The 21,801-nt window shown below is 72.8% G+C and carries 19 protein-coding genes; 14 read left to right on the top strand and 5 right to left on the bottom strand.

Annotated features, from left to right (window positions below; translation table 11 throughout):
* Nucleotides 1–89: 89 nt before the first annotated feature.
* Complete coding sequence (locus AB0L29_RS05465; RefSeq protein ID WP_365823592.1) at nt 90–653, bottom strand: YceI family protein; 564 nt, start codon at nt 651–653, stop codon at nt 90–92.
* Between the two features lie 101 nt (nt 654–754).
* Here AB0L29_RS05465 and AB0L29_RS05460 point away from each other — a divergent pair, with 101 nt between their 5' ends.
* Entirely contained in the window at nt 755–1,618 is an 864-nt protein-coding gene (locus AB0L29_RS05460; RefSeq protein ID WP_365823590.1) for a helix-turn-helix domain-containing protein, read from the top strand.
* A 175-nt stretch (nt 1,619–1,793) separates the two neighbouring features.
* On the opposite strand, the gene AB0L29_RS05455 is transcribed toward AB0L29_RS05460, so the two are convergent.
* Nucleotides 1,794–2,702 (bottom strand): carbohydrate kinase, encoded by a 909-nt coding sequence (locus AB0L29_RS05455; RefSeq protein WP_365823589.1) that lies wholly within the window; start codon nt 2,700–2,702, stop codon nt 1,794–1,796.
* A complete protein-coding gene (locus AB0L29_RS05450; protein ID WP_365823587.1) occupies nt 2,699–3,748 on the bottom strand; it encodes a LacI family DNA-binding transcriptional regulator in 1,050 nt (349 codons plus the stop codon). Before AB0L29_RS05450 ends, AB0L29_RS05455 begins: the two co-directional genes overlap by 4 nt.
* Before the next feature lie 214 nt (nt 3,749–3,962).
* Between AB0L29_RS05450 and AB0L29_RS05445 the strand changes: the two genes are divergently transcribed.
* On the top strand, nt 3,963–4,382 hold the full coding sequence (locus tag AB0L29_RS05445; protein ID WP_365823585.1) for a Rieske (2Fe-2S) protein: 420 nt from the start codon (nt 3,963–3,965) through the stop codon (nt 4,380–4,382).
* Nucleotides 4,383–4,438: 56 nt separating this feature from the next.
* Here the strand turns inward: AB0L29_RS05445 and AB0L29_RS05440 are convergent, their stop codons facing one another.
* Together AB0L29_RS05440 and AB0L29_RS05435 are read right to left on the bottom strand one after the other, a co-directional pair.
* A complete protein-coding gene (locus AB0L29_RS05440; protein ID WP_365823583.1) occupies nt 4,439–5,386 on the bottom strand; it encodes a hypothetical protein in 948 nt (315 codons plus the stop codon).
* 228 nt (nt 5,387–5,614) lie between these two features.
* Nucleotides 5,615–5,782, bottom strand: a complete 168-nt coding sequence (locus tag AB0L29_RS05435; protein ID WP_365823582.1) for a hypothetical protein — start codon at nt 5,780–5,782, stop codon at nt 5,615–5,617.
* Between the two features lie 332 nt (nt 5,783–6,114).
* Between AB0L29_RS05435 and uvrC the strand changes: the two genes are divergently transcribed.
* The 12 genes from uvrC to pgi all read left to right on the top strand — a co-directional run bounded on the left by uvrC (nt 6,115) and on the right by pgi (nt 21,704).
* Nucleotides 6,115–8,181, top strand: a complete 2,067-nt coding sequence (uvrC, locus tag AB0L29_RS05430) for an excinuclease ABC subunit UvrC (protein WP_365823580.1) — start codon at nt 6,115–6,117, stop codon at nt 8,179–8,181.
* Nucleotides 8,178–9,179 (top strand): RNase adapter RapZ, encoded by a 1,002-nt coding sequence (gene rapZ, locus AB0L29_RS05425; RefSeq protein WP_365823578.1) that lies wholly within the window; start codon nt 8,178–8,180, stop codon nt 9,177–9,179. The genes uvrC and rapZ overlap by 4 nt, the downstream gene beginning before the upstream one ends.
* Nucleotides 9,176–10,243, top strand: a complete 1,068-nt coding sequence (gene yvcK, locus AB0L29_RS05420; protein WP_365823576.1) for a uridine diphosphate-N-acetylglucosamine-binding protein YvcK — start codon at nt 9,176–9,178, stop codon at nt 10,241–10,243. Before rapZ ends, yvcK begins: the two co-directional genes overlap by 4 nt.
* Nucleotides 10,234–11,223: a DNA-binding protein WhiA gene (gene whiA, locus AB0L29_RS05415; protein ID WP_365823574.1), complete on the top strand. Its 990-nt coding sequence runs from the start codon at nt 10,234–10,236 to the stop codon at nt 11,221–11,223. Before yvcK ends, whiA begins: the two co-directional genes overlap by 10 nt.
* Nucleotides 11,224–11,376: 153 nt before the next feature.
* Nucleotides 11,377–14,331: a M14 family zinc carboxypeptidase gene (locus tag AB0L29_RS05410; RefSeq protein WP_365823572.1), complete on the top strand. Its 2,955-nt coding sequence runs from the start codon at nt 11,377–11,379 to the stop codon at nt 14,329–14,331.
* 224 nt (nt 14,332–14,555) lie between these two features.
* Nucleotides 14,556–15,563 carry a type I glyceraldehyde-3-phosphate dehydrogenase gene (gap, locus tag AB0L29_RS05405; protein WP_365823570.1) on the top strand — a complete coding sequence of 336 codons (1,008 nt, stop codon included), beginning with the start codon at nt 14,556–14,558 and terminating at the stop codon, nt 15,561–15,563.
* Between the two features lie 136 nt (nt 15,564–15,699).
* Nucleotides 15,700–16,911 (top strand): phosphoglycerate kinase, encoded by a 1,212-nt coding sequence (locus AB0L29_RS05400; protein WP_365823568.1) that lies wholly within the window; start codon nt 15,700–15,702, stop codon nt 16,909–16,911.
* A 6-nt stretch (nt 16,912–16,917) separates the two neighbouring features.
* Nucleotides 16,918–17,694, top strand: a complete 777-nt coding sequence (gene tpiA / locus AB0L29_RS05395; RefSeq protein WP_365823566.1) for a triose-phosphate isomerase — start codon at nt 16,918–16,920, stop codon at nt 17,692–17,694.
* Between the two features lie 101 nt (nt 17,695–17,795).
* Nucleotides 17,796–18,026 (top strand): preprotein translocase subunit SecG, encoded by a 231-nt coding sequence (gene secG, locus AB0L29_RS05390; RefSeq protein WP_365824058.1) that lies wholly within the window; start codon nt 17,796–17,798, stop codon nt 18,024–18,026.
* Nucleotides 18,027–18,236: 210 nt separating this feature from the next.
* Nucleotides 18,237–18,572, top strand: a complete 336-nt coding sequence (locus AB0L29_RS05385; protein ID WP_360744526.1) for an RNA polymerase-binding protein RbpA — start codon at nt 18,237–18,239, stop codon at nt 18,570–18,572.
* A gap of 135 nt (nt 18,573–18,707) precedes the next feature.
* Nucleotides 18,708–19,976 carry an MFS transporter gene (locus AB0L29_RS05380; RefSeq protein ID WP_365823564.1) on the top strand — a complete coding sequence of 423 codons (1,269 nt, stop codon included), beginning with the start codon at nt 18,708–18,710 and terminating at the stop codon, nt 19,974–19,976.
* Nucleotides 19,977–20,051: 75 nt separating this feature from the next.
* A complete protein-coding gene (gene pgi / locus AB0L29_RS05375; RefSeq protein ID WP_365823562.1) occupies nt 20,052–21,704 on the top strand; it encodes a glucose-6-phosphate isomerase in 1,653 nt (550 codons plus the stop codon).
* Nucleotides 21,705–21,801: the final 97 nt, after the last annotated feature.

The following is a 21,801-nucleotide window of genomic DNA, read 5'->3' as shown; positions in this document are numbered from 1 at the left end:
TGCGACCCCGCCCCCCCCCCCCGGGCGCCCCCCCCCCCCCCCCCCGGGGCCCCCCCCCCGCGTCGCCGTCCTGCCGGGCGTCCTTCCCGTCAGCCGTTCTTCGGCGCCACGAACTGCATGTCGAGCTGGATCTTCACCACGTCCCCGAGCAGACCGGGGGCGAAGTCCAGCCCGAAGTCGCTGCGCCGGATCTCACCCGTCGCCTCGAACCCGGCGTGCCGGCTGCCGTCCATGGGCACGTCGACCAGCCCGCCGAACTCCACGGCGAGCGTCACCGGGCGAGTGACGTCGCCGATGGTCAGCTCGCCCTCCATCGTCCAGTCCTCACCCTCCCCCGAGACGCGGGTGGAGCGGTAGGTCATCGTCGGGCGCCTGTCGACGTCGAGCAGGTCGGAGGCGCGCACGTGCGCGTCCCGGTCGGCGTTGCCGGTGTCGATCGAGGCCAGGTCGACGGTCGCGGACACCCGGACGTCCTCGGCCCTCTCCCCGACGGACAGCTCGGCCTCCACCCCGGTAAAACGCCCCCGCACCTTGGCGATGCCCAGGTGGCGGATGGTGAAGTTCACGGCGGAGTGCAGCGGGTCCAGGGCCCAGGTCCCCGGGGCGAGCGGCAGGGTGGTGGCGGTGGTGGCGGTGGTGGTGTCGTTCGTCATGCCCACCACCCTGAGGGCCCCGCAGCCCGTGAGGGAGACCGGCCCGAGCCTGGTAGTGACAGGGACACCCTTCCCGTGTACGGGCGTTGTACGTTCGGCGGGTGAGCGACAACGAGTTGGGCACCTTCCTGCGCACCTGGCGCGAAGCCGTCACCCCCGCCGAGGTCGGTCTGCCCACCGGTCCCCGGCGCCGCACCCCAGGCCTGCGGCGCGCCGAGCTGGCCACGCTCGCCGGCATCAGCGTCGAGTACCTCACCCGGCTCGAACAGGGCCGCGACCGCCACCCCTCCGCCCAGGTGCTCGGCGCCCTCGCCGACGCGCTGAACCTCTCCCTGCGGGACCGGATGCTGCTGCGCCGGCTGACCAAGGAGGCCGACGGCGGCGACCCGCTGATCTGCGCGGCGGCCCCGCCGCTCAGCCGCACCGCGCGCCCCACCGTCTTGGCCGTACTGGACCGCCTGGAACCCGCCCCCGCCGTCGTCCTCAACTGGATCGGCGACGTCCTCGCCCACACCACGGGGTACGAGCGGCTGGCCGGCCCGATCGGACTGCTGGACGCCGAGCGGCCCAACCTGCTGCGGTACCTGTTCACCGACGAGCGGGCCCGCCGCGCCTACCCGGACTGGGACCGGGTGGCCGACGACCTGGTCGCCCAGCTCCGGCACGAGGTCCCCCTGCGCGATCCCTACGTCGCCGAACTGGCCGACGAGCTGACGGTGACGGCGGGGGCGGAGTTCACCGACCGGTTCGCCGACCTGGCCGTGGCCCCGCGGCGGGTCGGCTCCCAGCGCATCGAGCATCCCGAGGCCGGCCCGTTGCGGCTGCTGCACGAGACGCTCGCCCTCCCCGAGGACGGCCAGCGCGTGGTCGTGCACCTCCCCGCCGACGACGCCACGGCCACCGCCCTGGACCGCCTCAACGGCCGCCGCCCGGGCGCGCTGCGTGCGGTGGGGGAGGCGGGCTGACCCATCGCGCGGCAGGCCGGGCCGTGCGGCACGTGCCCTGCCCGGGCGATCCGGTCCTCCTGGGACAGCGGACCCCGTCCGTGACCGCCGGCACACCTCGCGCCGGCCCCGGCCGTGCCGAGGCTGGCCGGGGCCGGCCAGCCTCGACCAGGCCCGGCCCGCGGCAGGTCCGGGGTCAGCCGTTCAGCTCGTGCGCGTACGGCGGCTCCGCCCCCGCGCGCGAGCAGGTGATCGCCGCCGCGCGTGCCGCGAAGCCCAGCAGCCCCGCCCAGCCGTCCGCGTCCAGCGCGGCCACCGCCCGCTCGCTGAGGGCGTCCCGCACCGCCAGCCCGTGCAGCAGTGCCGCGTTGACCGTGTCGCCGGCGCCGATCGTGTCCACGACCTCGACCCGCTCGCCCGGCACCCGGTACACGCCGCCGTCCCGTGTGAAGGCGGTCAGCCCGTCACCGCCCTGGGTGATCACGACCGCTGCCGGGCCGGCCGCCAGCCACTCCTGGGGCGTGCCGCCGAGCCACTGGGCGTCCTCCGCGGACAGCTTCAGCAGCGTCACCGACGGCAGCCAGCTCTTGAACCGGGCCCGGTAGGCGTCCGGGTCCGGTATCAGCCCGGCCCGGATGTTGGGGTCCAGCGCCGTGAACACGCCCTGCGCGGCCGCGGTGCGCATCATCTCCTCGTACGCGCTCGCCCCCGGTTCCAGCACGAGCGAGCAGGTGCCGAAGGAGATCGCGCGGGTGCCGGCCGGCAGCGCGGCAGGAGCCGTGAACAGCCGGTCGGCCGTCCCCTCCACGTAGAAGGAGTACGCGGCGGAGCCGTCCGTTCCGACCGAGGCCACGGCCAGCGTCGTCGGCTCCGGACCGCGCTGCACGCAGGAGACGTCCACGCCGGTCGCGCGCAGCCGGTCCAGGAGCGCCTCGCCGAAGGCGTCGTGCGACACCCGTGAGCAGAAGGCGGCGCGGGAGCCGAGCCGGCCCAGCGCCACCGCCGTGTTGTACGGGCCGCCGCCGAGCGCCGGCTTCAGGTCGGCCAGGGCACCCGTGCCCTGCGGTACGAGGTCGATGAGTGCCTCACCGGCGACGACGATCATGCGGACGTTCCTCTCTGGAGTCGCTCCGGCTGGTCGGGGCAGCCGCACGAGCTGCGGTGGACGAAGGCGCAGGGCAGCCGCACGGTCCGGGCGGGCCGGTCCGGCTCGGCGAGGCGGTCCAGCAGCACCTGGACCGCCCTGGCGCCGATGTCCCTGCTGGGCTGGGCGATCGCGGTGAGGCGGGGCGAGAACAGGTCCGCCCAGGTGAAGTCGTCGAAGCAGCACAGCGCGATGTCGTCGGGCACCGACAGGCCGCGGTCGCGCAGGGCCCGCAGCGCGCCGATGGTCATCGCGTTGTTGGCGGTGACCAGCGCGGTCGGCGGCGCAGCGAGGGACAGCAGGGCGGCGGTGGCCTGTTCGGCGCCCGCCGTCCGCGAGTCGCCGTGCGCCAGGAGCCGTGCGTCGAACGGCAGCCCGGCGGCCGTCAGACCCTGCCGGTACCCGGTGATCCGCTCCCGCGTGGTGCTCAGGCCGGGCCGTCCCGCCACCAGCCCGATCCGGCGGTGACCGAGGCCGGCGAGGTGGGTGACCAGCCGGGCCGTCGGCCCGGTGTTCTCGGCGCAGACCTGGTCGAGGCGCGGGGCGCCGTCCGCCGGGACGTCGACCAGCCGGTCCAGGAGCACGGCCGGTACCGCGTGCCGCCCGAGGTAGGCCAGGAGCCCGCGCGGATCGGCGGAGGGCGCGACGATCATGCCGTCCACACGGCGCTCGTGCAGGAGCTGGACGACCGTGCGCTCGTGCTCGGGATCGTCGTGCGGATCGGCGATGAGCAGGCTGTAGCCGTGCTCCAGGGCGCAGGCCTCGACGCCCTGGAGGATCTCCGTGAAGTACGGGTTGCTGATCGCCGACACGGCGAGCCCGATGGACCGGGTGCGGGAGGTCACCAGGGAGCGGGCGAGAGTGTTCGGGGTGTAGCCGAGCGCCTCGACGGCGTCCAGGACGGCCCGGCGGGTGTGCGGCAGCACCGGCCGCGTGCCGTTCAGCACGTGCGAGACGGTCGCCACGGAGACACCGGCGCTCCGGGCGACGTCGGCCATGGTGGCCATACCGCTCCCTCCTCCCGCTTGTCCCACTGCTCGTCCGGTCGTCCGGCTGCTCGTCGGCGCTTGCCGACTGGCCGGGACCGTACCGCATCCGGACGCGGACGTAAACGCTTACGCAAGCGTTTACGCCTCCCCGGCGCCCATTGACCCGCCCTCATCCGGAACGATCGCCGCCGGTATCGTCGGCACGCACCGCCGTCCGACCCGTGGAGACCCCATGCCCGGCCGACCCGTCGCGAGCCGCCGTACCGTCCTTCGAGGAGTGGCCCTCACGCCCGTCGCCGGGCTCGGTGCCACCGCCTGCTCACCCGGCGAAACCGGGCCCGCGCGGCCGACCGCGCCCGTCGACCTCGGGGCCGAGAGCGAGGTCCCCGAGGGAGGCGCCAGGCTGTACCGGGACCACAACGTCGTCGTCAGTCGGGGCGGGGACGGCACCCTCACGGCGTACAGCACGATCTGCACGCACGCGCGGTGCCCCGCCAACAGGCTGGAGGGGACGACCCTGATCTGCCCCTGCCACGGCAGCGAGTTCGACGCCACCACCGGCGAGGTCCTGCGGGAGCCGGCCACCGTCCCGCTGGCGAAGCTGCCCGTGCGGGTGAGCGGCGGCCGCATCGTCGCGGGACCGGACGCCTGACGCGCCCCGGCCGGGACGCCCCGCCGCCAGGGGCGCCCCGCGCCGGGACGGTCCGCTCACTCCCAGTCCCAGGCGATCCCGAGGAAACCGGACCGCACCCGTGGTTCGACGAGGTGCACCGAACAGTGCCGTCCGCTCAGCGCCAGCTCCTGGTGCCCGGTGCGCGGCGCCGCCGCCGAGTGCTGGGCGAACCGGTGACAGCGCGCCGGGAGCGCCCGCGCGTCGAAGCGCACCTGGAGCGCGTACTGACCGCCCGCGGAGCCGAACCCGCGCACGTACTCGTGCGCGACGCCGACGGTGCCGTCCTCGACGCCGTAGCGGAAGAGGAACGTCTCTCCGGCCCGCAGCCGGACATCGAAGAGCAGCTCGGCCACGAGCACTCCGGTGCCGTGGTGGCTGCGGACGCGTCCGGTGCGGCAGTTGTCCAGCGCGTGCACCGTCATGCGCTCCGGCGCCGAGCCGGGGTCGCCGTGGTGGACGGCCACGAAGCGGTCGACGCCGTCCCGGTGGGCGCGCACGATGTGGTGCGACTCGCGCTCCGCCAGCTCGCGGCGGGCCCCCACGCGGACCCGCTCGTGGTGCCCCAGCGTGTGCAGCCCCCCGTCCGGCGGGCAGTCCAGCTCGGCCAGCAGCCGCTCCAGGACGCCCGCGGCCTCCAGAAGGGAGCGGTAGGACCGGGCCGCGGGCCGCTGCCCCGCCGGCTGCTCCCCGGAGTCGGCGAGCAGCCGGATCAGGGACTCCTCCGGCAGGCGCAGGATCTCCTCCAGGGCCCGGACGGCCCGCAGCGACTCCGGGCGCCGGGGGCGCCGGGCGCCCTGCTGCCAGTAACTCAGGCTCGTGACGCCGACCCTCACGCCACGCCGCGACAGGTGGTGCTGCACGCGCTGCAACGGCAGTCCGCGGGCCGCGATCGCGGCCCGCAGGGCGACGTGGAAGGGGCCGCCACGCAGAGCCGAGTCCAGGTCCGCGGCGGCGGAGTCCGCGTGCTGTGCGGCGTGCGGCATGCGGGGGCCTCTCCGTGAAGGTCGACGACGGCTGGTCGGGCCGTTCGCACAGGTCGCCCGGGAGCGGCCGCCCCGCCGGCGCGGAGTGGGTCCTCCCCTGTGCACGCCGTCGTCCCGGGGTCCCGAGTCCCCCCGCATTGAAGCGCGTTGACGCAGCCCCGACAACACCGGGGACCCGACGGCGGCCTGCCCCTGCCGCCGTCCCGCCCCGGAGCGCGAGCCGCGCTTCTAGGAGTGCTCCGTGTCGTCCCGCCCCTCCGGCCGCGGGCGGAGGCGCTTGGCGCGCACTACGTCGGGGTCGCGCGGGTCGAGGGCTTCGCGCAGCGCGAAGGGCTCGTCCGTGTACCGGCGGGCACGGACCGGCCGCCGTGGTTTCTCGATCCGCATCCGCCGCATCCGAGCCGTCCTTCCGCCGGGACCGGCCGCTTCACCCCGAAGCGGCCGGTCCGCACCGACACCCTGTGTCCACCCCGTCACGCACGGCGCCCCAGGACGCCGATGTGCCGTCGTGGGTAGCGTCGTTCCCGCTTCCGCACGGGCGTAACCCCTAGGACGCGGGCGGGCTGCCGGGAGAACGGCACGGCGTGCGGGGCGGGAGGACCGACGGGGATCACGGACCGGGGGCGCCGGACCGGCCGGGTGACGCCGCCGCCCGCCCCCGCCGGGCGTCCCGGCGCACCGCCCAAGGGCCCGCCGGACTGTCGGTCCCCGCCAGTAGGGTGTGAGTCATGGCCGACCCCTCCAGCTACCGCCCCAAGCCGGGAGAGATCCCCGACTCGCCGGGGGTCTACCGGTTCCGTGACGAGCACCGCCGCGTGATCTACGTCGGAAAGGCGAAGAGCCTGCGCCAGCGCCTGGCGAACTACTTCCAGGACCTCGCAGGCCTGCATCCGCGCACCCGCACGATGGTCACCACGGCCGCGTCCGTGGAGTGGACGGTGGTCTCCACCGAGGTCGAGGCGCTGCAGCTGGAGTACTCCTGGATCAAGGAGTACGACCCCCGGTTCAACGTCAAGTACCGCGACGACAAGAGCTACCCCTACCTCGCGGTGACGATGAACGAGGAGTTCCCGCGCGTGCAGGTGATGCGCGGCCACAAGAAGAAGGGCGTGCGGTACTTCGGGCCGTACGCGCACGCGTGGGCGATCCGCGACACCGTCGACCTGCTGCTGCGCGTCTTCCCCGTCCGTACGTGCTCGGCCGGCGTCTTCAGGAACGCCGCCCGCACCGGCCGCCCCTGCCTGCTCGGCTACATCGGCAAGTGCTCCGCGCCCTGCGTCGGCCGGATCGGCGCCGAGGAGCACCGCGCGCTCGCCGGCGAGTTCTGCGACTTCATGGCCGGCCGCACGGGCACCCACATCCGCCGCCTGGAGCAGGAGATGACCCGGGCGGCCGAGGAGATGGAGTACGAGCGGGCCGCCCGGCTGCGCGACGACATCGAGGCCCTGAAGAAGGCCATGGAGAAGAACGCGGTGGTGCTCGCCGACGCGACCGACGCCGACCTGATCGCGGTCGCCGAGGACGAACTGGAGGCGGCCGTCCAGATCTTCCACGTACGCGGCGGACGCGTGCGCGGCCAGCGCGGCTGGGTCACCGACAAGGTCGAGGAGATCACCACCGGCGCCCTCGTGGAGCACGCCCTGCAGCAGCTCTACGGCGAGGAGACCGGCGACGCCGTCCCCCGCGAGGTCCTCGTGCCGGCCCTGCCCGACCCCGTCGAGCCCGTCCAGGAGTGGCTCGCCGGGCGCCGCGGCTCGGGCGTCTCCCTGCGCGTCCCGCAGCGCGGCGACAAGAAGGCCCTCATGGAGACCGTGCAGCGCAACGCCCAGCAGGCGCTCGCCCTGCACAAGACCAAGCGCGCCTCCGACCTGACCACCCGCTCGCGTGCCCTGGAGGAGATCGCCGAGGCCCTCGACCTGGACAGCGCCCCGCTCAGGATCGAGTGCTACGACATCTCGCACCTGCAGGGCGACGACGTGGTGGCCTCCATGGTCGTCTTCGAGGACGGGCTGGCCCGCAAGAGCGAGTACCGCCGCTTCCAGATCAAGGGCTTCCGCGGCCAGGACGACGTCCGCTCCATGCACGAGGTGATCACCCGCCGCTTCCGGCGCTACCTCGCCGAGAAGGAGAGGACGGGGGAGTGGGCCGACGACGGGGACGGCCCCCTCGCGGACGGCCTCACCGAGGAGGACGGCCGCCCCAGGAAGTTCGCCTACCCGCCCCAGCTCGTCGTCGTCGACGGCGGCGCGCCGCAGGTCGCGGCGGCGCGGCGGGCCCTGGACGAGCTCGGCATCGACGACATCGCCGTGTGCGGCCTCGCCAAGCGCCTGGAGGAGGTCTGGGTGCCCGGCGACGACGACCCGGTCGTCCTGCCCCGCACCAGCGAGGGCCTGTACCTGCTGCAGCGCGTCCGGGACGAGGCCCACCGCTTCGCGATCACCTACCAGCGCACCAAGCGCGCCAGACGCCTGCGCTCCAGCCCCCTGGACGACGTCCCCGGGCTGGGCGAGACGCGCAAGCAGGCGCTGCTCAGGCACTTCGGCTCGCTGAAGAGGCTGCGGTCCGCGACGGTCGACCAGATCTGCGAGGTCCCGGGCATAGGCCGCAAGACGGCCGAGACCGTCGCCGTGGCCCTCGCCCGGGCGGCCCCGGCCGCGCCCGCCGTGAACACGGCGACCGGAGAGATCATCGACGACACGGACGACACGGACGACGGGGCACCCGGGGTGACAGGTGTCCCGGGGGAGCCCGTACCCGCGGGCGCCCCGGAGGAACGACGGGGGCAGGAGACATGACCGAGCACGACACACGGCCCACCGCAGGGCGGGACCCCGCACCCGGGGAGACCCGCGAGGACCGGGCCCAGCACGCCGTCCACGACAACGGAGCACAGGTGAGTACGGGCAAGGAAACAGCCGGGGTGCCCGAGGCGGCCATCCCCGAGCTGGTGATCATCTCCGGCATGTCCGGAGCCGGGCGGTCCACGGCCGCCAAGTGTCTGGAGGACCTGGGCTGGTTCGTCGTCGACAACCTGCCGCCCGCGCTGATCCCCACCATGGTGGAGCTCGGCGCCCGCTCCCAGGGCAACGTGGCCAGGATCGCGGTCGTCGTCGACGTCCGCGGCCGCCGCTTCTTCGACAACCTGCGCGAGTCCCTCGCCGACCTCGACGGCCGGGGCGTCACACGGCGGATCGTCTTCCTGGAGTCCTCCGACGAGGCCCTGGTGCGCCGCTTCGAGTCGGTGCGCCGCCCGCACCCCCTGCAGGGCGACGGCCGCATCGTCGACGGCATCGCGGCCGAGCGGGAGCTGCTGCGCGAGCTGCGCGGCGACGCCGACCTGGTGATCGACACCTCCAGCCTCAACGTCCACGAGCTGCGCGCCAAGATGGACGCCCAGTTCGCCGGCGAGGAGGAGCCCGAGCTGCGGGCCACCGTGATGTCCTTCGGCTACAAGTACGGCCTGCCGGTCGACGCCGACCTCGTCGTCGACTGCCGCTTCCTGCCCAACCCGCACTGGGTCCCGGAGCTGCGCCCGTACACCGGCCTGAACGAGGAGGTGTCGGCGTACGTCTTCAACCAGCCCGGCGCCAAGGAGTTCCTGGACCGGTACGCCGAGCTCCTGCAGCTCGTTGCCACGGGCTACCGTCGGGAGGGCAAGCGCTACGTGACGATCGCCGTCGGCTGCACGGGCGGCAAGCACCGCTCCGTCGCCATGTCGGAAAGGCTCGCCGCCCGGCTCGCGGCCGAAGGCGTGGAGACGGTGGTCGTCCACCGGGACATGGGACGCGAATGACAGGACGTACTCCGCGGCTGAGCGGGCTGCGCCGGGTGGTGCACGAGGGGCGCGGCGGCCGGCCCGCCGAGTCCCGGGGCGGCAGACCGCGCCGCCGGGGCACCCAGCCCAAGGTCGTCGCCCTGGGCGGCGGCATGGGGCTGTCCGCCTCGCTCGCCGCGCTGCGCCGGATCACCGGCGACCTCACCGCCGTCGTCACCGTGGCCGACGACGGCGGCTCCAGCGGGCGCCTGCGCGACGAGCTGGGCGTCCTGCCGCCCGGCGACCTGCGCAAGGCGCTGGCCGCGCTGTGCGGCGACGACGACTGGGGCCAGACCTGGGCCCGGGTCATCCAGCACCGCTTCCAGTCCCGGGGCGAGATGCACGGCCACGCGGTCGGCAACCTGCTCATCGTCGCCCTGTGGGAGCAGCTCGGCGACCACGTCCAGGCCCTGGACCTGGTCGGCCGGCTGCTGGGTGCGCACGGGCGCGTGCTGCCCATGTCGGCCGTGCCGCTGGAGCTCCAGGCCCTGGTCAAGGGCCACGACCCGGACCGGCCGGACGACATCGGCACCGTCCGCGGACAGGCCAACGTCGCCCTCACCCCCGGCGAGGTCCAGTCCGTGCACCTCGTGCCGCACGACCCGCCCGCCGTCCCCGAGGCGGTGGCCGCCGTCCTCGACGCGGACTGGGTGGTGCTCGGCCCCGGATCGTGGTTCTCCTCGGTCATCCCGCACCTGCTCGTGCCCGAACTGCTGGACGCCCTCACCCAGACGAAGGCGCGCCGGGTACTCTCCCTGAACCTCGCCCCGCAGCCAGGAGAAACCGAGGGCTTCTCCCCGCAGCGTCATGTGGAGGTTTTGGGACGACACGCCCCTAAACTCGCCCTGGACGTGGTGCTGGCCGACGAGGCCGCCGTGCCCGACCGTGCCTCGCTGACCGAAGCCGCCAAGCGGCTGGGCGCCGCGGTCGAGCTGGCGCCGGTGGCCCGGACCGACGGGACTCCGAGGCACGACCCGGAGCTGCTGGCCGCCGCGTACGACCGTATTTTTCGTATGCATGGAAGGATCGGCCCATGGCGATGACGCCAGCGGTGAAGGACGAGATCTCCCGGCTCCCCGTCACCCGGACCTGCTGCAGGAAGGCGGAGGTCTCCGCCGTCCTGCGGTTCGCCGGCGGCCTCCACCTGGTGAGCGGGCGCATCGTGATCGAGGCGGAGCTGGACACCGCGATGGCGGCCCGGCGCCTCAAGCGGGACATCCTGGAGATCTTCGGCCACAGCTCGGAACTGATCGTGATGGCGCCCGGCGGACTGCGGCGCGGTTCGCGCTACGTCGTGCGCGTCGTGGCGGGCGGTGACCAGCTGGCCCGGCAGACCGGTCTGGTCGACGGCCGGGGCCGCCCGATCCGCGGCCTGCCCCCGCAGGTGGTCTCCGGGGCGACGTGCGACGCCGAGGCCGCCTGGCGCGGCGCCTTCCTGGCCCACGGCTCGCTCACCGAGCCCGGCCGTTCCTCCTCCCTGGAGGTGACCTGCCCGGGCCCCGAGGCCGCGCTCGCCCTGGTCGGTGCCGCCCGCCGGCTGTCCATCGCGGCCAAGGCCCGCGAGGTGCGCGGCGTGGACCGGGTCGTCGTCCGCGACGGCGACGCGATCGGCGCCCTGCTCACCCGGCTCGGCGCCCACGAGTCGGTACTGGCCTGGGAGGAGCGCCGGATGCGCCGCGAGGTGCGCGCCACGGCGAACCGGCTGGCCAACTTCGACGACGCCAACCTGCGCCGCTCCGCCCGCGCGGCCGTCGCCGCCGGCGCCCGCGTCCAGCGCGCCCTGGAGATCCTCGGCGACGACGTCCCCGAGCACCTGGCCGCCGCCGGCCGGCTGCGCATGGAGCACAAGCAGGCCTCCCTGGAGGAGCTGGGCGCGCTCGCCGACCCGCCGCTGACCAAGGACGCCGTCGCCGGGCGCATCCGCCGCCTGCTCGCCATGGCCGACAAGCGCGCCTGCGACCTCGGCATCCCCGGTACGGAGGCCAACCTCACCGAGGAACTGGCCGACAACCTCGCCGGCTGACCCGACACGCTCTCAAAACGCCGGTGCCGACGCCCGATCGGGTGATCGGCACCGGCGTCGTGCGTGTCGGTGAAGCGCCCTTGACTCGACCATGAACTGTCATGAGCCTGGCATTCAGTTCGCTGCCGTGGCGAACCCACGCAAGGGGAGTTCATGAGACGAAGAGCGAGATCGATCCTCGCCGTCGGCGCGCTCCTGCTCGGCGGAGCCGGCCTCGCGCCCGTCGCCCGGGCGCAACCGGGGCCTTCCGGCGGACCGGACGCGGAGGAGGTCCGGGTCTTCCGCGCCGACGTCACCCAGCAGCAGGTTCCCCTGCTGCTGGCGGCCGGCCAGGACGGTCACGAACTCGGTGAGCAGGTGCCCGACAAGGGCACGGCCACCGTCGAGGTCCACCTCACCGGGCGGCAGGCGAAGAAGCTGGAGAAGCAGGGCGTCGACCTTACCGAACACAGGCTGTCCGCCAGAGCCGAGGCCCGCGTGGAGGACGCCGCCGAGGGCGTGTTCCGCCCCTACGGCGGAAAGGGCGGCCTGAAGGAGGAGATCCTCCGGACCGCCCAGGAGAACCCCGGCCTCACCAAGGTCGTCTCCATCGGCACGACCGTCAAGGGCCAGGACATCCTCGCCCTGAAGCTCACCAAGGGCGCCAAGAGGTCCGAGGACGGTTCCAAACCCTCCGTCCTGTACCTGTCCAACCAGCACGCGCGCGAGTGGATCACGCCGGAGATGACCCGGCGCCTGATGCACCACTACCTGGACAACTACCGGACCGACAAGCGCGTCAGGAAGATCGTCGACTCCACCGAGCTGTGGTTCGTCCTGTCCGCCAACCCCGACGGCTACGACCACACGTTCACCGGCGACGACAACCGCCTGTGGCGCAAGAACCTGCGGGACGTCAACGGCGACGGCGTCGTCGGCACGGGCGACGGCGTCGACCTCAACCGCAACTTCGCCTACAAGTGGGGCTACGACGACGAGGGTTCGTCCCCCCACCCCACCAGCCAGACCTACCGCGGCGCCGCTCCCAACTCCGAGCCGGAGACCCGGGCGCTGGACGCCTTCGAGAAGCGGATCGGCTTCACGTACGGCATCAACTACCACTCCGCCGCCGAACTCCTCCTGTACGGCGTGGGCTGGCAGGTGGCCACGCCCACCCCGGACGACGTCCTCTACCGGGCGCTCGCCGGCACGCCCGGCGCCCCGGCGATCCCGGGCTACCACCCGCAGCTCTCCTCCGAGCTGTACACCACCAACGGCGAGGCGGACGGGCACGCGGCGAACGTCAACGGCATGGCGATGTTCACGCCGGAGATGTCGACCTGTCAGACCGCCTCGGAGGCCGACCCGGACGACGAGTGGAAGGCGTCCGACTGCCGCTCCATCTTCACGTTCCCGGACGACGAGAAGCTGATCCGGCAGGAGTTCGCCAAGAACGTCCCGTTCGCGCTCTCCGTCGCCGAGACCGCCTCCCACCCCGACCGGCCGTCCTCGGCCGTCGGCCTGGACGCCGCCGACTTCACCCCGGCCGCGTTCCCGGTGTCGTACTCCCGCGGCGCCGGCCAGGAGGTCTCCGTCGTCGTCCGCAAGGCGGTGCGCGACAAGGAGCTGAAGTACCGCGTCGACGGCGGCCGCGTGAGGGGCGCGGCGCTCAGGCCCTGGAAGGGCGGCGAGACGTTCGGCGGTGAGGACGACCTCTACTTCGGCGAGTACCGGGCCGAGGTCGGGGACGGCGAACCCGGTGACGAGGTCGAGGTGTGGTTCACCGGCAGGACCGGGAGCGGCAGGAAGGTCTCCAGCGGGCACTTCACGTACACCGTGGCCGAGCGGCCCCGCGCGGACGTCCTCGTGGTCGCCGAGGAGGGCGCGACCGCCGCGCAGGCGCAGACGTACGTCGACGCGCTCGGGGCCGACGGCCGCAAGGCGGTCGTCTGGGACGTCGCCGAACAGGGCGCGCCCGACGCGCTCGGCGTGCTGAGCCACTTCGGCACCGTCGTCCACTACACGGGCGCGAGCGTCCCCGGCGTCGCCACCCAGCTCCGGCTGCGGGCCTTCCTCAACGAGGGCGGCAAGCTCGTCGAGGCGGGCGAGCAGGCCGGCGGCAGCGTCGACCTCGGCGGCGGCACCCTGTCGGACGACTTCGCCCAGTACTACCTGGGCGCCTACACCCGGACCTCCACCCCGGGGGCCGGCGGCTTCACCGGTTCCGGGAAGCTCGGCGGCTTCACCGGCGCGCTCGGCGACGCGCCCGGCAACCCGCTGGACGAGGCCGGCACCTACGGCGTCACCTCCGACGAACTGCCCGCCGACCGGTTCCCGCAGTTCGCCAGTGCGGGCGCGGGCCGGTTCGCCGGGACGGCCGACCCGTACGGGCCCTACGCGGGCGCCTCCATGGCCGCCGCCGTGCACACCGACGACGCCTACAAACGCCTCACCCGCACCATCGACCTCACGGGGGTGAGCGCGGCCGACGAGCCGGCCCTGCGCACCCGGCTGCTGTGGGACACCGAACCCGGCTACGACCACGCGCTGGTCGAGGCCCGCACGGCCGGGGCCGACGACTGGACCACCCTCCCGGAGGCGGGCGGCGCCACCGGCACCGCCGTCCCGCGGGAGTGCTCGGCCGGGTTCTACGTCGGTGAGCACCCCTGGCTGAAGCGCTACCTGACCGTCACGCGGGACGGCTGCACCGCGACCGGCACCACCGGCGCGTGGCACAGCCTCACCGGTGCCTCCGGCGGCTGGCAGCAGGTGAGCTTCGACCTGAGCGCCTACGCGGGCAGGACGGTCGAGGTCTCCCTCGGCTACGTCACCGACCCGGGCACCGGCGGCCGCGGCGTCCTCGCCGACGACGCCTCGCTCGTCATCGGCGGCACGGCGAGGGAGACCGAGGGCTTCGAGACCTCCCTCGGCGCCTGGAAGCCGGCCGGACCGCCCGCGGGCAGCCCGGCCGTACTGAAGGACTGGACGCGCACCGGAGCGCTGTTCCGCACCTACGGAGCGGTCACCACGGACGACACCGTGCTGCTGGGCTTCGGCCTGGAGCACGTCCCCTCCGCGGCCGGCCGGAAGGCGCTTCTCGCCAAGGCGCTCGCGGCCTTGGAGGAGTGACCCCGCCGGTCAACCTCCGCTGACCTCCCGTAGCGAGAACGAGTGATCAGGCCCTCCGGTCCGGGCGGTCCGCACCCTACTGACGGGTACGGACCGCCCTGCCGGGTATGGGACATCTCGATGTCACTCCCGGGCCCCCGGGGAGGTAGGGTCGGGGGTGGTCGGGGACATCCCATACAGCTCGCCGGCATCCTGAGCCGGCGTACCAACGAGGAGATCGGTTCGTGACGATCCGCGTAGGCATCAACGGCTTTGGCCGCATCGGTCGTAACTACTTCCGCGCGCTGCTGGAGCAGGGTGCAGACATCGAGATCGTGGCTGTCAACGACCTGGGTGACACCGCGACCACCGCCCACCTGCTGAAGTACGACACCATCCTGGGCCGCCTCAAGCAGGAGGTCTCGCACACCGAGGACACCATCACCGTCGACGGCAAGACCATCAAGGTCCTGTCCGAGCGCAACCCCGCCGACATCCCGTGGGGCGAGCTGGGCGTCGACATCGTCATCGAGTCGACCGGCATCTTCACCAAGAAGGAAGACGCCGAGAAGCACATCGCCGGCGGGGCCAAGAAGGTCATCATCTCCGCCCCGGCGAAGAACGAAGACGTCACCATCGTGATGGGCGTCAACCACGACACCTACGACGCGGCCAACCACCACGTCATCTCCAACGCCTCCTGCACCACCAACTGCGTGGCGCCGATGGCCAAGGTCCTCGACGAGAACTTCGGCATCGTCAAGGGCCTGATGACGACGGTGCACGCGTACACGAACGACCAGCGCATCCTGGACTTCCCGCACAAGGACCTGCGCCGCGCGCGTGCCGCCGCCGAGAACATCATCCCGACCACCACGGGTGCCGCGAAGGCGACCGCGCTGGTGCTGCCGCAGCTCAAGGGCAAGCTGGACGGCATGGCCATGCGCGTCCCGGTCCCGACCGGCTCGGTCACCGACCTCGTCGTCGAGCTCTCCCGCGAGGTCACCAAGGAAGAGGTCAACGCCGCCTTCCAGAAGGCCGCCGAGGGCGAGCTGAAGGGCATCCTCGAGTACACCGAGGACCCGATCGTCTCCTCCGACATCGTCAACGCCCCGGCGTCCTGCACCTTCGACTCCTCCCTGACCATGGTCCAGGAGGGCAAGAACGTGAAGGTCATCGGCTGGTACGACAACGAGTGGGGCTACTCCAACCGCCTCGTCGACCTCACGGTCTTCGTTGGCGACCAGCTCTGATCGAATAGAGCGGGCCTCGATGTGAGGGCAGGGCTCGGGCAGCGCACGGCAGCGCTGCCCGAGCCCTGACTCGCGTGCGAGCCCTGTTCGATCACGAGCGCTTCCGAGCGATCACGAGTCCTCTCCAGGAGTCCCCATGAAGACGATCGACGAACTCCTCTCCGAAGGCGTCGCGGGCAAGCGTGTCTTCGTCCGCGCCGACCTCAACGTGCCGCTCGACGGCACCACCATCACCGACGACGGCCGCATCCGCGCCGTGCTGCCCACCGTCAAGGCCCTCGCCGACGCGGGCGCCCGCGTGATCGTCGCCTCGCACCTGGGCCGCCCCAAGGGCGCCCCGGACCCGGTCTTCTCGCTCGCCCCGGCAGCCGCCCGCCTCGGCGAGCTCCTCGGCACCGACGTCGGGTTCGCCGAGGACACCGTCGGCGAGTCCGCCACCTCCACGGTCTCCGCCCTCGCCGACGGCCAGGTCGCCGTCGTGGAGAACCTGCGCTTCAACCCGGGGGAGACGAGCAAGGACGACGCCGAGCGCGCCGCCTTCGCCGACCGGCTGGCCGGCCTGGCGGACGTCTACGTCGGCGACGGCTTCGGCGCGGTGCACCGCAAGCACGCCTCGGTCTTCGACCTGCCCAAGCGCCTGCCGCACTACGCCGGATACCTCATCACCACCGAGGTCGGCGTCCTGAGGAAGCTCACCGAGGACGTCCGGCGGCCCTACGTCGTCGCGCTCGGCGGCGCCAAGGTCTCCGACAAGCTCGCCGTCATCGACCAGCTGCTCGGCAAGGCCGACCGCCTCCTGATCGGCGGCGGCATGGCCTACACGTTCCTCAAGGCCAAGGGCTACGAGGTCGGCAGGTCCCTCCTGCAGGAGGACCAGATCCCGGCCGTCCAGGAGTACATCGAGCGCGCCGAGAAGACCGGAGTCGAGCTGGTCCTGCCCGTCGACGCGCTGGTCGCCGCCGACTTCCCGGACCTGAAGACCAAGGCTCCGGCCCACCCCACGACCGTCGCCGCGGACGCCATCCCCGCCGACCAGGAGGGGCTGGACATCGGCCCCGAGACCCGCAAGCTGTACGCCTCGAAGCTCGCCGACGCCGCCACCGTCTTCTGGAACGGTCCCATGGGCGTCTTCGAGCACCCCGACTACGCCGAGGGCACCAAGGCGGTCGCCCAGGCCCTCCTCGACGCCCCGGGCTTCACCGTGGTCGGCGGCGGCGACTCCGCCGCGGCCGTCCGCACCCTGGGCTTCGACGAGCAGGCATTCGGCCACATCTCGACCGGTGGCGGCGCCTCCCTCGAATACCTCGAGGGCAAGACGCTCCCCGGCCTCGCCGCACTGGAGGACTGACCCCGCATGACCACTCGCACGCCGCTGATGGCGGGCAACTGGAAGATGAACCTCAACCACCTCGAGGCCATCGCGCACGTCCAGAAGCTCGCCTTCGCCCTCGCGGACAAGGACTACGAGGCCGTCGAGGTCGCCGTCCTGCCGCCCTTCACCGACCTGCGCTCCGTGCAGACCCTGGTCGACGGTGACAAGCTCCGCATCAAGTACGGCGCCCAGGACATCTCGGCGCACGACGGCGGTGCCTACACCGGCGAGATCTCGGGCCCGATGCTGGCCAAGCTGAAGTGCACGTACGTGGTCGTCGGCCACAGCGAGCGCCGCCAGTACCACAACGAGACCGACGAGATCGTCAACGCCAAGGTCAAGGCCGCCTACAAGCACGGCCTGACCCCGATCCTGTGCGTCGGCGAGGAGCTGGAGGTCCGCGAGGCGGGCCACCACGTCACGCACACGCTCGCCCAGGTCGAGGGCGGCCTGAAGGACCTCCCGGCCGAGCAGGCCGAGTCGGTCGTGATCGCCTACGAGCCGGTGTGGGCCATCGGCACCGGCAAGGTCTGCGGCGCCGAGGACGCCCAGGAGGTCTGCGCCGCCGTCCGCGGCAAGATCGCCGAACTGTACTCCCAGGAGGTGGCCGACAAGGTCCGCATCCAGTACGGCGGCTCGGTCAAGTCCGGCAACGTCGCCGAGATCATGGCGCAGGCCGACATCGACGGCGCCCTGGTCGGCGGTGCCTCGCTGGACGCGGACGAGTTCGTCAAGATCGTGCGCTTCCGTGACCAGTGAGTAGGCCGTAGACGCGATCCGTCGTACCCTTGCGGGGTCCAGCAGTGCGCTGGGCCCCGCGTCGTCCGTCAGAATCCGAGGAAGTTGGTCCAGCCGTGATTATGGGGTTCTCGATCGCCCTGATCGTCTTCAGCCTGCTGCTGATGCTGCTGGTGCTGATGCACAAGGGGAAGGGCGGCGGCCTCTCCGACATGTTCGGTGGCGGCATGCAGTCGTCCGTCGGCGGCTCCTCGGTCGCCGAGCGCAACCTCGACCGGATCACCGTGGTGATCGGTCTGCTGTGGTTCGCGTGCATCATCGTGCTCGGCATCCTGATGAAGGCGAACAACTGATCCGCACGGACAATCCGCACGCATTCGCACGTAAGGCCCCATGTTCGGTACGCGCAGCTGAGCGCGGCCTATCATGGGGCTTGCGTCTGGATGTGGGGGGCGGTAACTCCAATCACTGGACGCGCGTTGGGCCTTACGTAGACTGAGGCGCTCGCGGCGAAGCGGAACGCCGACTCGCTTCGCGGCACCATCACGCAGGGAGTTACGACCGTGGCAAGTGGCAACGCGATCCGGGGAAGCCGGGTCGGGGCGGGGCCGATGGGCGAGGCCGAGCGCGGCGAGTCCGCGCCGCGGCTGCGCGTCTCCTTCTGGTGCTCCAACGGGCACGAGACACAGCCGAGCTTCGCCAGCGACGCGCAGGTGCCCGAAACCTGGGACTGCCCCCGCTGCGGCTTTCCGGCCGGGCAGGACCAGGACAACCCGCCGGACCCGCCGCGCACCGAGCCCTACAAGACGCACCTGGCCTATGTGCGGGAGCGGCGCAGCGACGCGGACGGCGAGGCGATCCTCGCCGAGGCGCTCGCCAAACTGCGGGGTGAGATCTAGGAGTTGAGCGATCGGCCGGGCTGCGAAAGACACCTGGCCGGAGCCGTTCCCCGCGCCGCCCGCCGGCCGGCCGCGGACCGATTGTCAGTGGTGCCCTCTACGGTTTGTGCATCGGGCGGACCGTGAGGGGGAGTTGTGGCGACGGTGGACACGGCTGCTGCGGCCGCGCCCGCATGGCGCGGGGGGTTCGGCCGGCTGTGGAGCGCGGACGTCCTGTCCGGCTTCGGTGACGCGTTACGCACCGCCGCCCTGCCCCTGCTGGCCGTGACACTGACCGACGAACCGCTGCTCGTCGCGTCCGTCACCGCCTGCGGCCATCTGCCCTGGCTCGTCTTCGGTCTGCTCGGCGGCGCCCTCGCCGACCGCGTGGACCAGCGGCGCGCCATGTGGATCGTGGACACCGTACGCGGGCTGCTGGTCGCGGGCTTCGCGGTGGCCGTCGCGCTCGGGCAGGCCTCGATCGCCCTGCTCGCCGTGCTGGCCTTCACCCTCACCACCCTGCAGACCCTGTTCGACAACGCCTCCACCGCCCTGCTGCCCGCCCTGGTGGGCCGTGCGGCGCTCGGCAGCGCCAACGCGCGCCTGATGACCGGCCGGCGCATCGCGGGCGGTCTGCCGGCCGGGGCCCTGGTGCCGCTGCTGCTGGCGGCGGGGGCCGCCCTGCCCTTCGCCGTCGACGCCGTCACCTTCCTCCTGGCCGCCGCGCTGGTCGCCTCCCTGCGGACCCGCGCGCCCGGGCGGAAACCGGGACCGGCGGGCAGCACCCTGCGCCGGGAGATCGCCGAAGGGCTGCGGACCCTGGCGCGGGACCGGGTGTTGCGCGGGCTGTGCGCGGCCACGGCCCTGTGCAACATCGGCATGGGTGCCCTCGTCGCCACCCTCGTGGTCCTGGTGACCGACTGGCTGGACGCCGGCAACGCGGGATACGCGGCGGCCATGACCGCGTACACCGTCGGCGGCCTCGCCGGCGGAGCGGCCAACCGCCGGTTCGCCGCCCGCCTGGGGCAGCTGCGGGCGGTGCTCGTCGCCGGCGTGGTGCAGGTCGCCGCGCTCGTCGTGACGGGTTCGGTCCGTACGCTCGGGGCGCTGGTGGCCGCCATGGCCGTCTTCGGCTTCATGGGCATGGTGTGGAACGTCAACACGACCACGCTGATGCAGCAGCGCAGCCCCGCCGCGATGCTGGGCCGGGTCGCCTCGGCCCACCGGACCCTGTCGGTCGCCGGGGCGCCCGCGGGCGCGCTGCTCGGCGGGGCCGCCGCCACCGCCTGGGGGGCCAACACCCCGGCGCTGCTCGCGGCCGCGTTCTTCGTGCTGTCCGTCGCCGTGCTGATACCCGCGGGCCGGCCGGACGTACCTGTTGTCGTGCCGGACGACGGCGCCACGACAGCTCACGTCCACCGCTGATCAATTAGGTTGGGACCGGCAGCGGGGCAGGTACGCAGCAGTACAGGCAGGCAAGGAAGAAGGCTGAAGTCCGAGATGAACGCAGACGGCCGTACCAGGCTCAACCAGATGCCCGAGTGGACCGCTCTGGCCAAGCACCGCGAGGAGCTCGGCGAGGTGCGACTGCGCGAGCTGTTCGCCGCCGACCCCGGCCGCGGCACCGCGTACACACTCCGGGTCGGTGACCTCTACGTCGACTACTCCAAGCACCTGGTCACCGACGAGACGTTGCGGCTGCTGCGCGAGCTGGCCGCCGCCACCGACGTGTTCGGGCTGCGCAACGCCATGTTCCGCGGCGAGAAGATCAACACGACCGAGAACCGCGCCGTGCTGCACACCGCCCTGCGGGCGCCCCGGGACGCGGTGATCGAGGTCGACGGCGAGAACGTCGTGCCGGGCGTGCACGCGGTCCTCGACAAGATGGCCGACTTCGCCGACCGGGTCCGCTCCGGTGCGTGGACCGGCCACACCGGCAAGCGCATCCGCACCGTCGTCAACATCGGCATCGGCGGCTCCGACCTGGGCCCGGCGATGGCCTACGAGGCGCTGCGCGCCTACACCGCGCGGGAGTTGACCTTCCGCTTCGTGTCGAACGTGGACGGCGCGGACCTGCACGAGGCGGTCCGCGACCTGGACCCGGCGGAGACGCTGTTCATCATCGCCTCCAAGACCTTCACCACCATCGAGACGATCACCAACGCCACCTCCGCACGCACCTGGCTGCTGGACGCGCTCGGCGAGGAGGCCGCCGTCGCCAAGCACTTCGTCGCGCTGTCGACCAACGCGGAGAAGGTCGCCGGGTTCGGCATCGACACGGCCAACATGTTCGAGTTCTGGGACTGGGTCGGCGGCCGCTACTCCTACGACTCCGCGATCGGCCTGTCCCTGATGATCGCCATCGGCCCGGACCGCTTCCGGGAGATGCTCGACGGCTTCCGCATCGTCGACGAGCACTTCGCCAACGCCCCCGCCGAGGCCAACGTGCCGCTGCTGCTGGGCCTGCTGGGCGTCTGGTACGGCAACTTCCACGGCGCCGAGTCGCACGCGGTGCTGCCCTACTCGCACTACCTGTCCAAGTTCACCGCCTACCTCCAGCAGCTCGACATGGAGTCCAACGGCAAGTCGGTGCGGCGCGACGGGCAGCCGGTGGACTGGCAGACCGGGCCGGTGGTGTGGGGCACGCCGGGCACCAACGGGCAGCACGCCTACTACCAGCTCATCCACCAGGGCACCAAGCTCGTCCCGGCGGACTTCATCGGCTTCGCCGAGCCGGTCGCCGAGCTGAGCGACGGACTCAGGGCGCAGCACGACCTGCTGATGGCGAACTTCTTCGCGCAGACGCAGGCCCTCGCCTTCGGCAAGACGCCGGAGGAGGTGCGGGCCGAGGGCGTGCCCGAGGAGCTGGTGCCGCACAAGACGTTCCGGGGCAACCACCCCACCACGACCATCCTGGCCACCGAGCTGACCCCGTCGGTGCTCGGCCAGCTCGTCGCCCTCTACGAGCACAAGGTGTTCGTGCAGGGCGCGATCTGGGACATCGACTCCTTCGACCAGTGGGGCGTCGAACTCGGCAAGGTGCTCGCCAAGCGCGTCGAGCCCGCCCTGACCGAGGGCGCCGAGGTGCCCGGCCTCGACCCGTCCACGGCCGCCCTGGTGGCCGCGTACCGGGAGCTGCGCGGCCGGCGGTGAGGGACCGGGCCGGGAGGCGGGCGGGGCGCCGTCCGCTTCCCGGGCACCCCCGGCGATCACGACAGCCGTGTCCCGGGGCAGGACGACGCGGCCCCTC

The organism is Streptomyces sp. NPDC052701 (genome assembly GCF_040678355.1).
GTDB lineage: Bacteria > Actinomycetota > Actinomycetes > Streptomycetales > Streptomycetaceae > Streptomyces.
This window is presented reverse-complemented; position numbering and strand designations above follow the sequence as displayed.

Excerpts from the sequence above, each read along its gene's own strand:
- yvcK (WP_365823576.1), top strand. The coding sequence starts at position 9,176 with ATGACAGGACGTACTCCGCGGCTGAGCGGGCTGCGCCGGGTGGTGCAC.
- AB0L29_RS05465 (WP_365823592.1), bottom strand. The coding sequence starts at position 653 with ATGACGAACGACACCACCACCGCCACCACCGCCACCACCCTGCCGCTC.
- pgi (WP_365823562.1), top strand. The coding sequence starts at position 20,052 with ATGAACGCAGACGGCCGTACCAGGCTCAACCAGATGCCCGAGTGGACC.
- AB0L29_RS05440 (WP_365823583.1), bottom strand. The coding sequence starts at position 5,386 with ATGCCGCACGCCGCACAGCACGCGGACTCCGCCGCCGCGGACCTGGAC.
- AB0L29_RS05400 (WP_365823568.1), top strand. The coding sequence starts at position 15,700 with ATGAAGACGATCGACGAACTCCTCTCCGAAGGCGTCGCGGGCAAGCGT.
- secG (WP_365824058.1), top strand. The coding sequence starts at position 17,796 with ATGGGGTTCTCGATCGCCCTGATCGTCTTCAGCCTGCTGCTGATGCTG.
- AB0L29_RS05445 (WP_365823585.1), top strand. The coding sequence starts at position 3,963 with ATGCCCGGCCGACCCGTCGCGAGCCGCCGTACCGTCCTTCGAGGAGTG.
- rapZ (WP_365823578.1), top strand. The coding sequence starts at position 8,178 with ATGACCGAGCACGACACACGGCCCACCGCAGGGCGGGACCCCGCACCC.
- tpiA (WP_365823566.1), top strand. The coding sequence starts at position 16,918 with ATGACCACTCGCACGCCGCTGATGGCGGGCAACTGGAAGATGAACCTC.
- AB0L29_RS05450 (WP_365823587.1), bottom strand. The coding sequence starts at position 3,748 with ATGGCCACCATGGCCGACGTCGCCCGGAGCGCCGGTGTCTCCGTGGCG.
- whiA (WP_365823574.1), top strand. The coding sequence starts at position 10,234 with ATGGCGATGACGCCAGCGGTGAAGGACGAGATCTCCCGGCTCCCCGTC.
- AB0L29_RS05435 (WP_365823582.1), bottom strand. The coding sequence starts at position 5,782 with ATGCGGCGGATGCGGATCGAGAAACCACGGCGGCCGGTCCGTGCCCGC.
- AB0L29_RS05410 (WP_365823572.1), top strand. The coding sequence starts at position 11,377 with ATGAGACGAAGAGCGAGATCGATCCTCGCCGTCGGCGCGCTCCTGCTC.
- AB0L29_RS05455 (WP_365823589.1), bottom strand. The coding sequence starts at position 2,702 with ATGATCGTCGTCGCCGGTGAGGCACTCATCGACCTCGTACCGCAGGGC.
- uvrC (WP_365823580.1), top strand. The coding sequence starts at position 6,115 with ATGGCCGACCCCTCCAGCTACCGCCCCAAGCCGGGAGAGATCCCCGAC.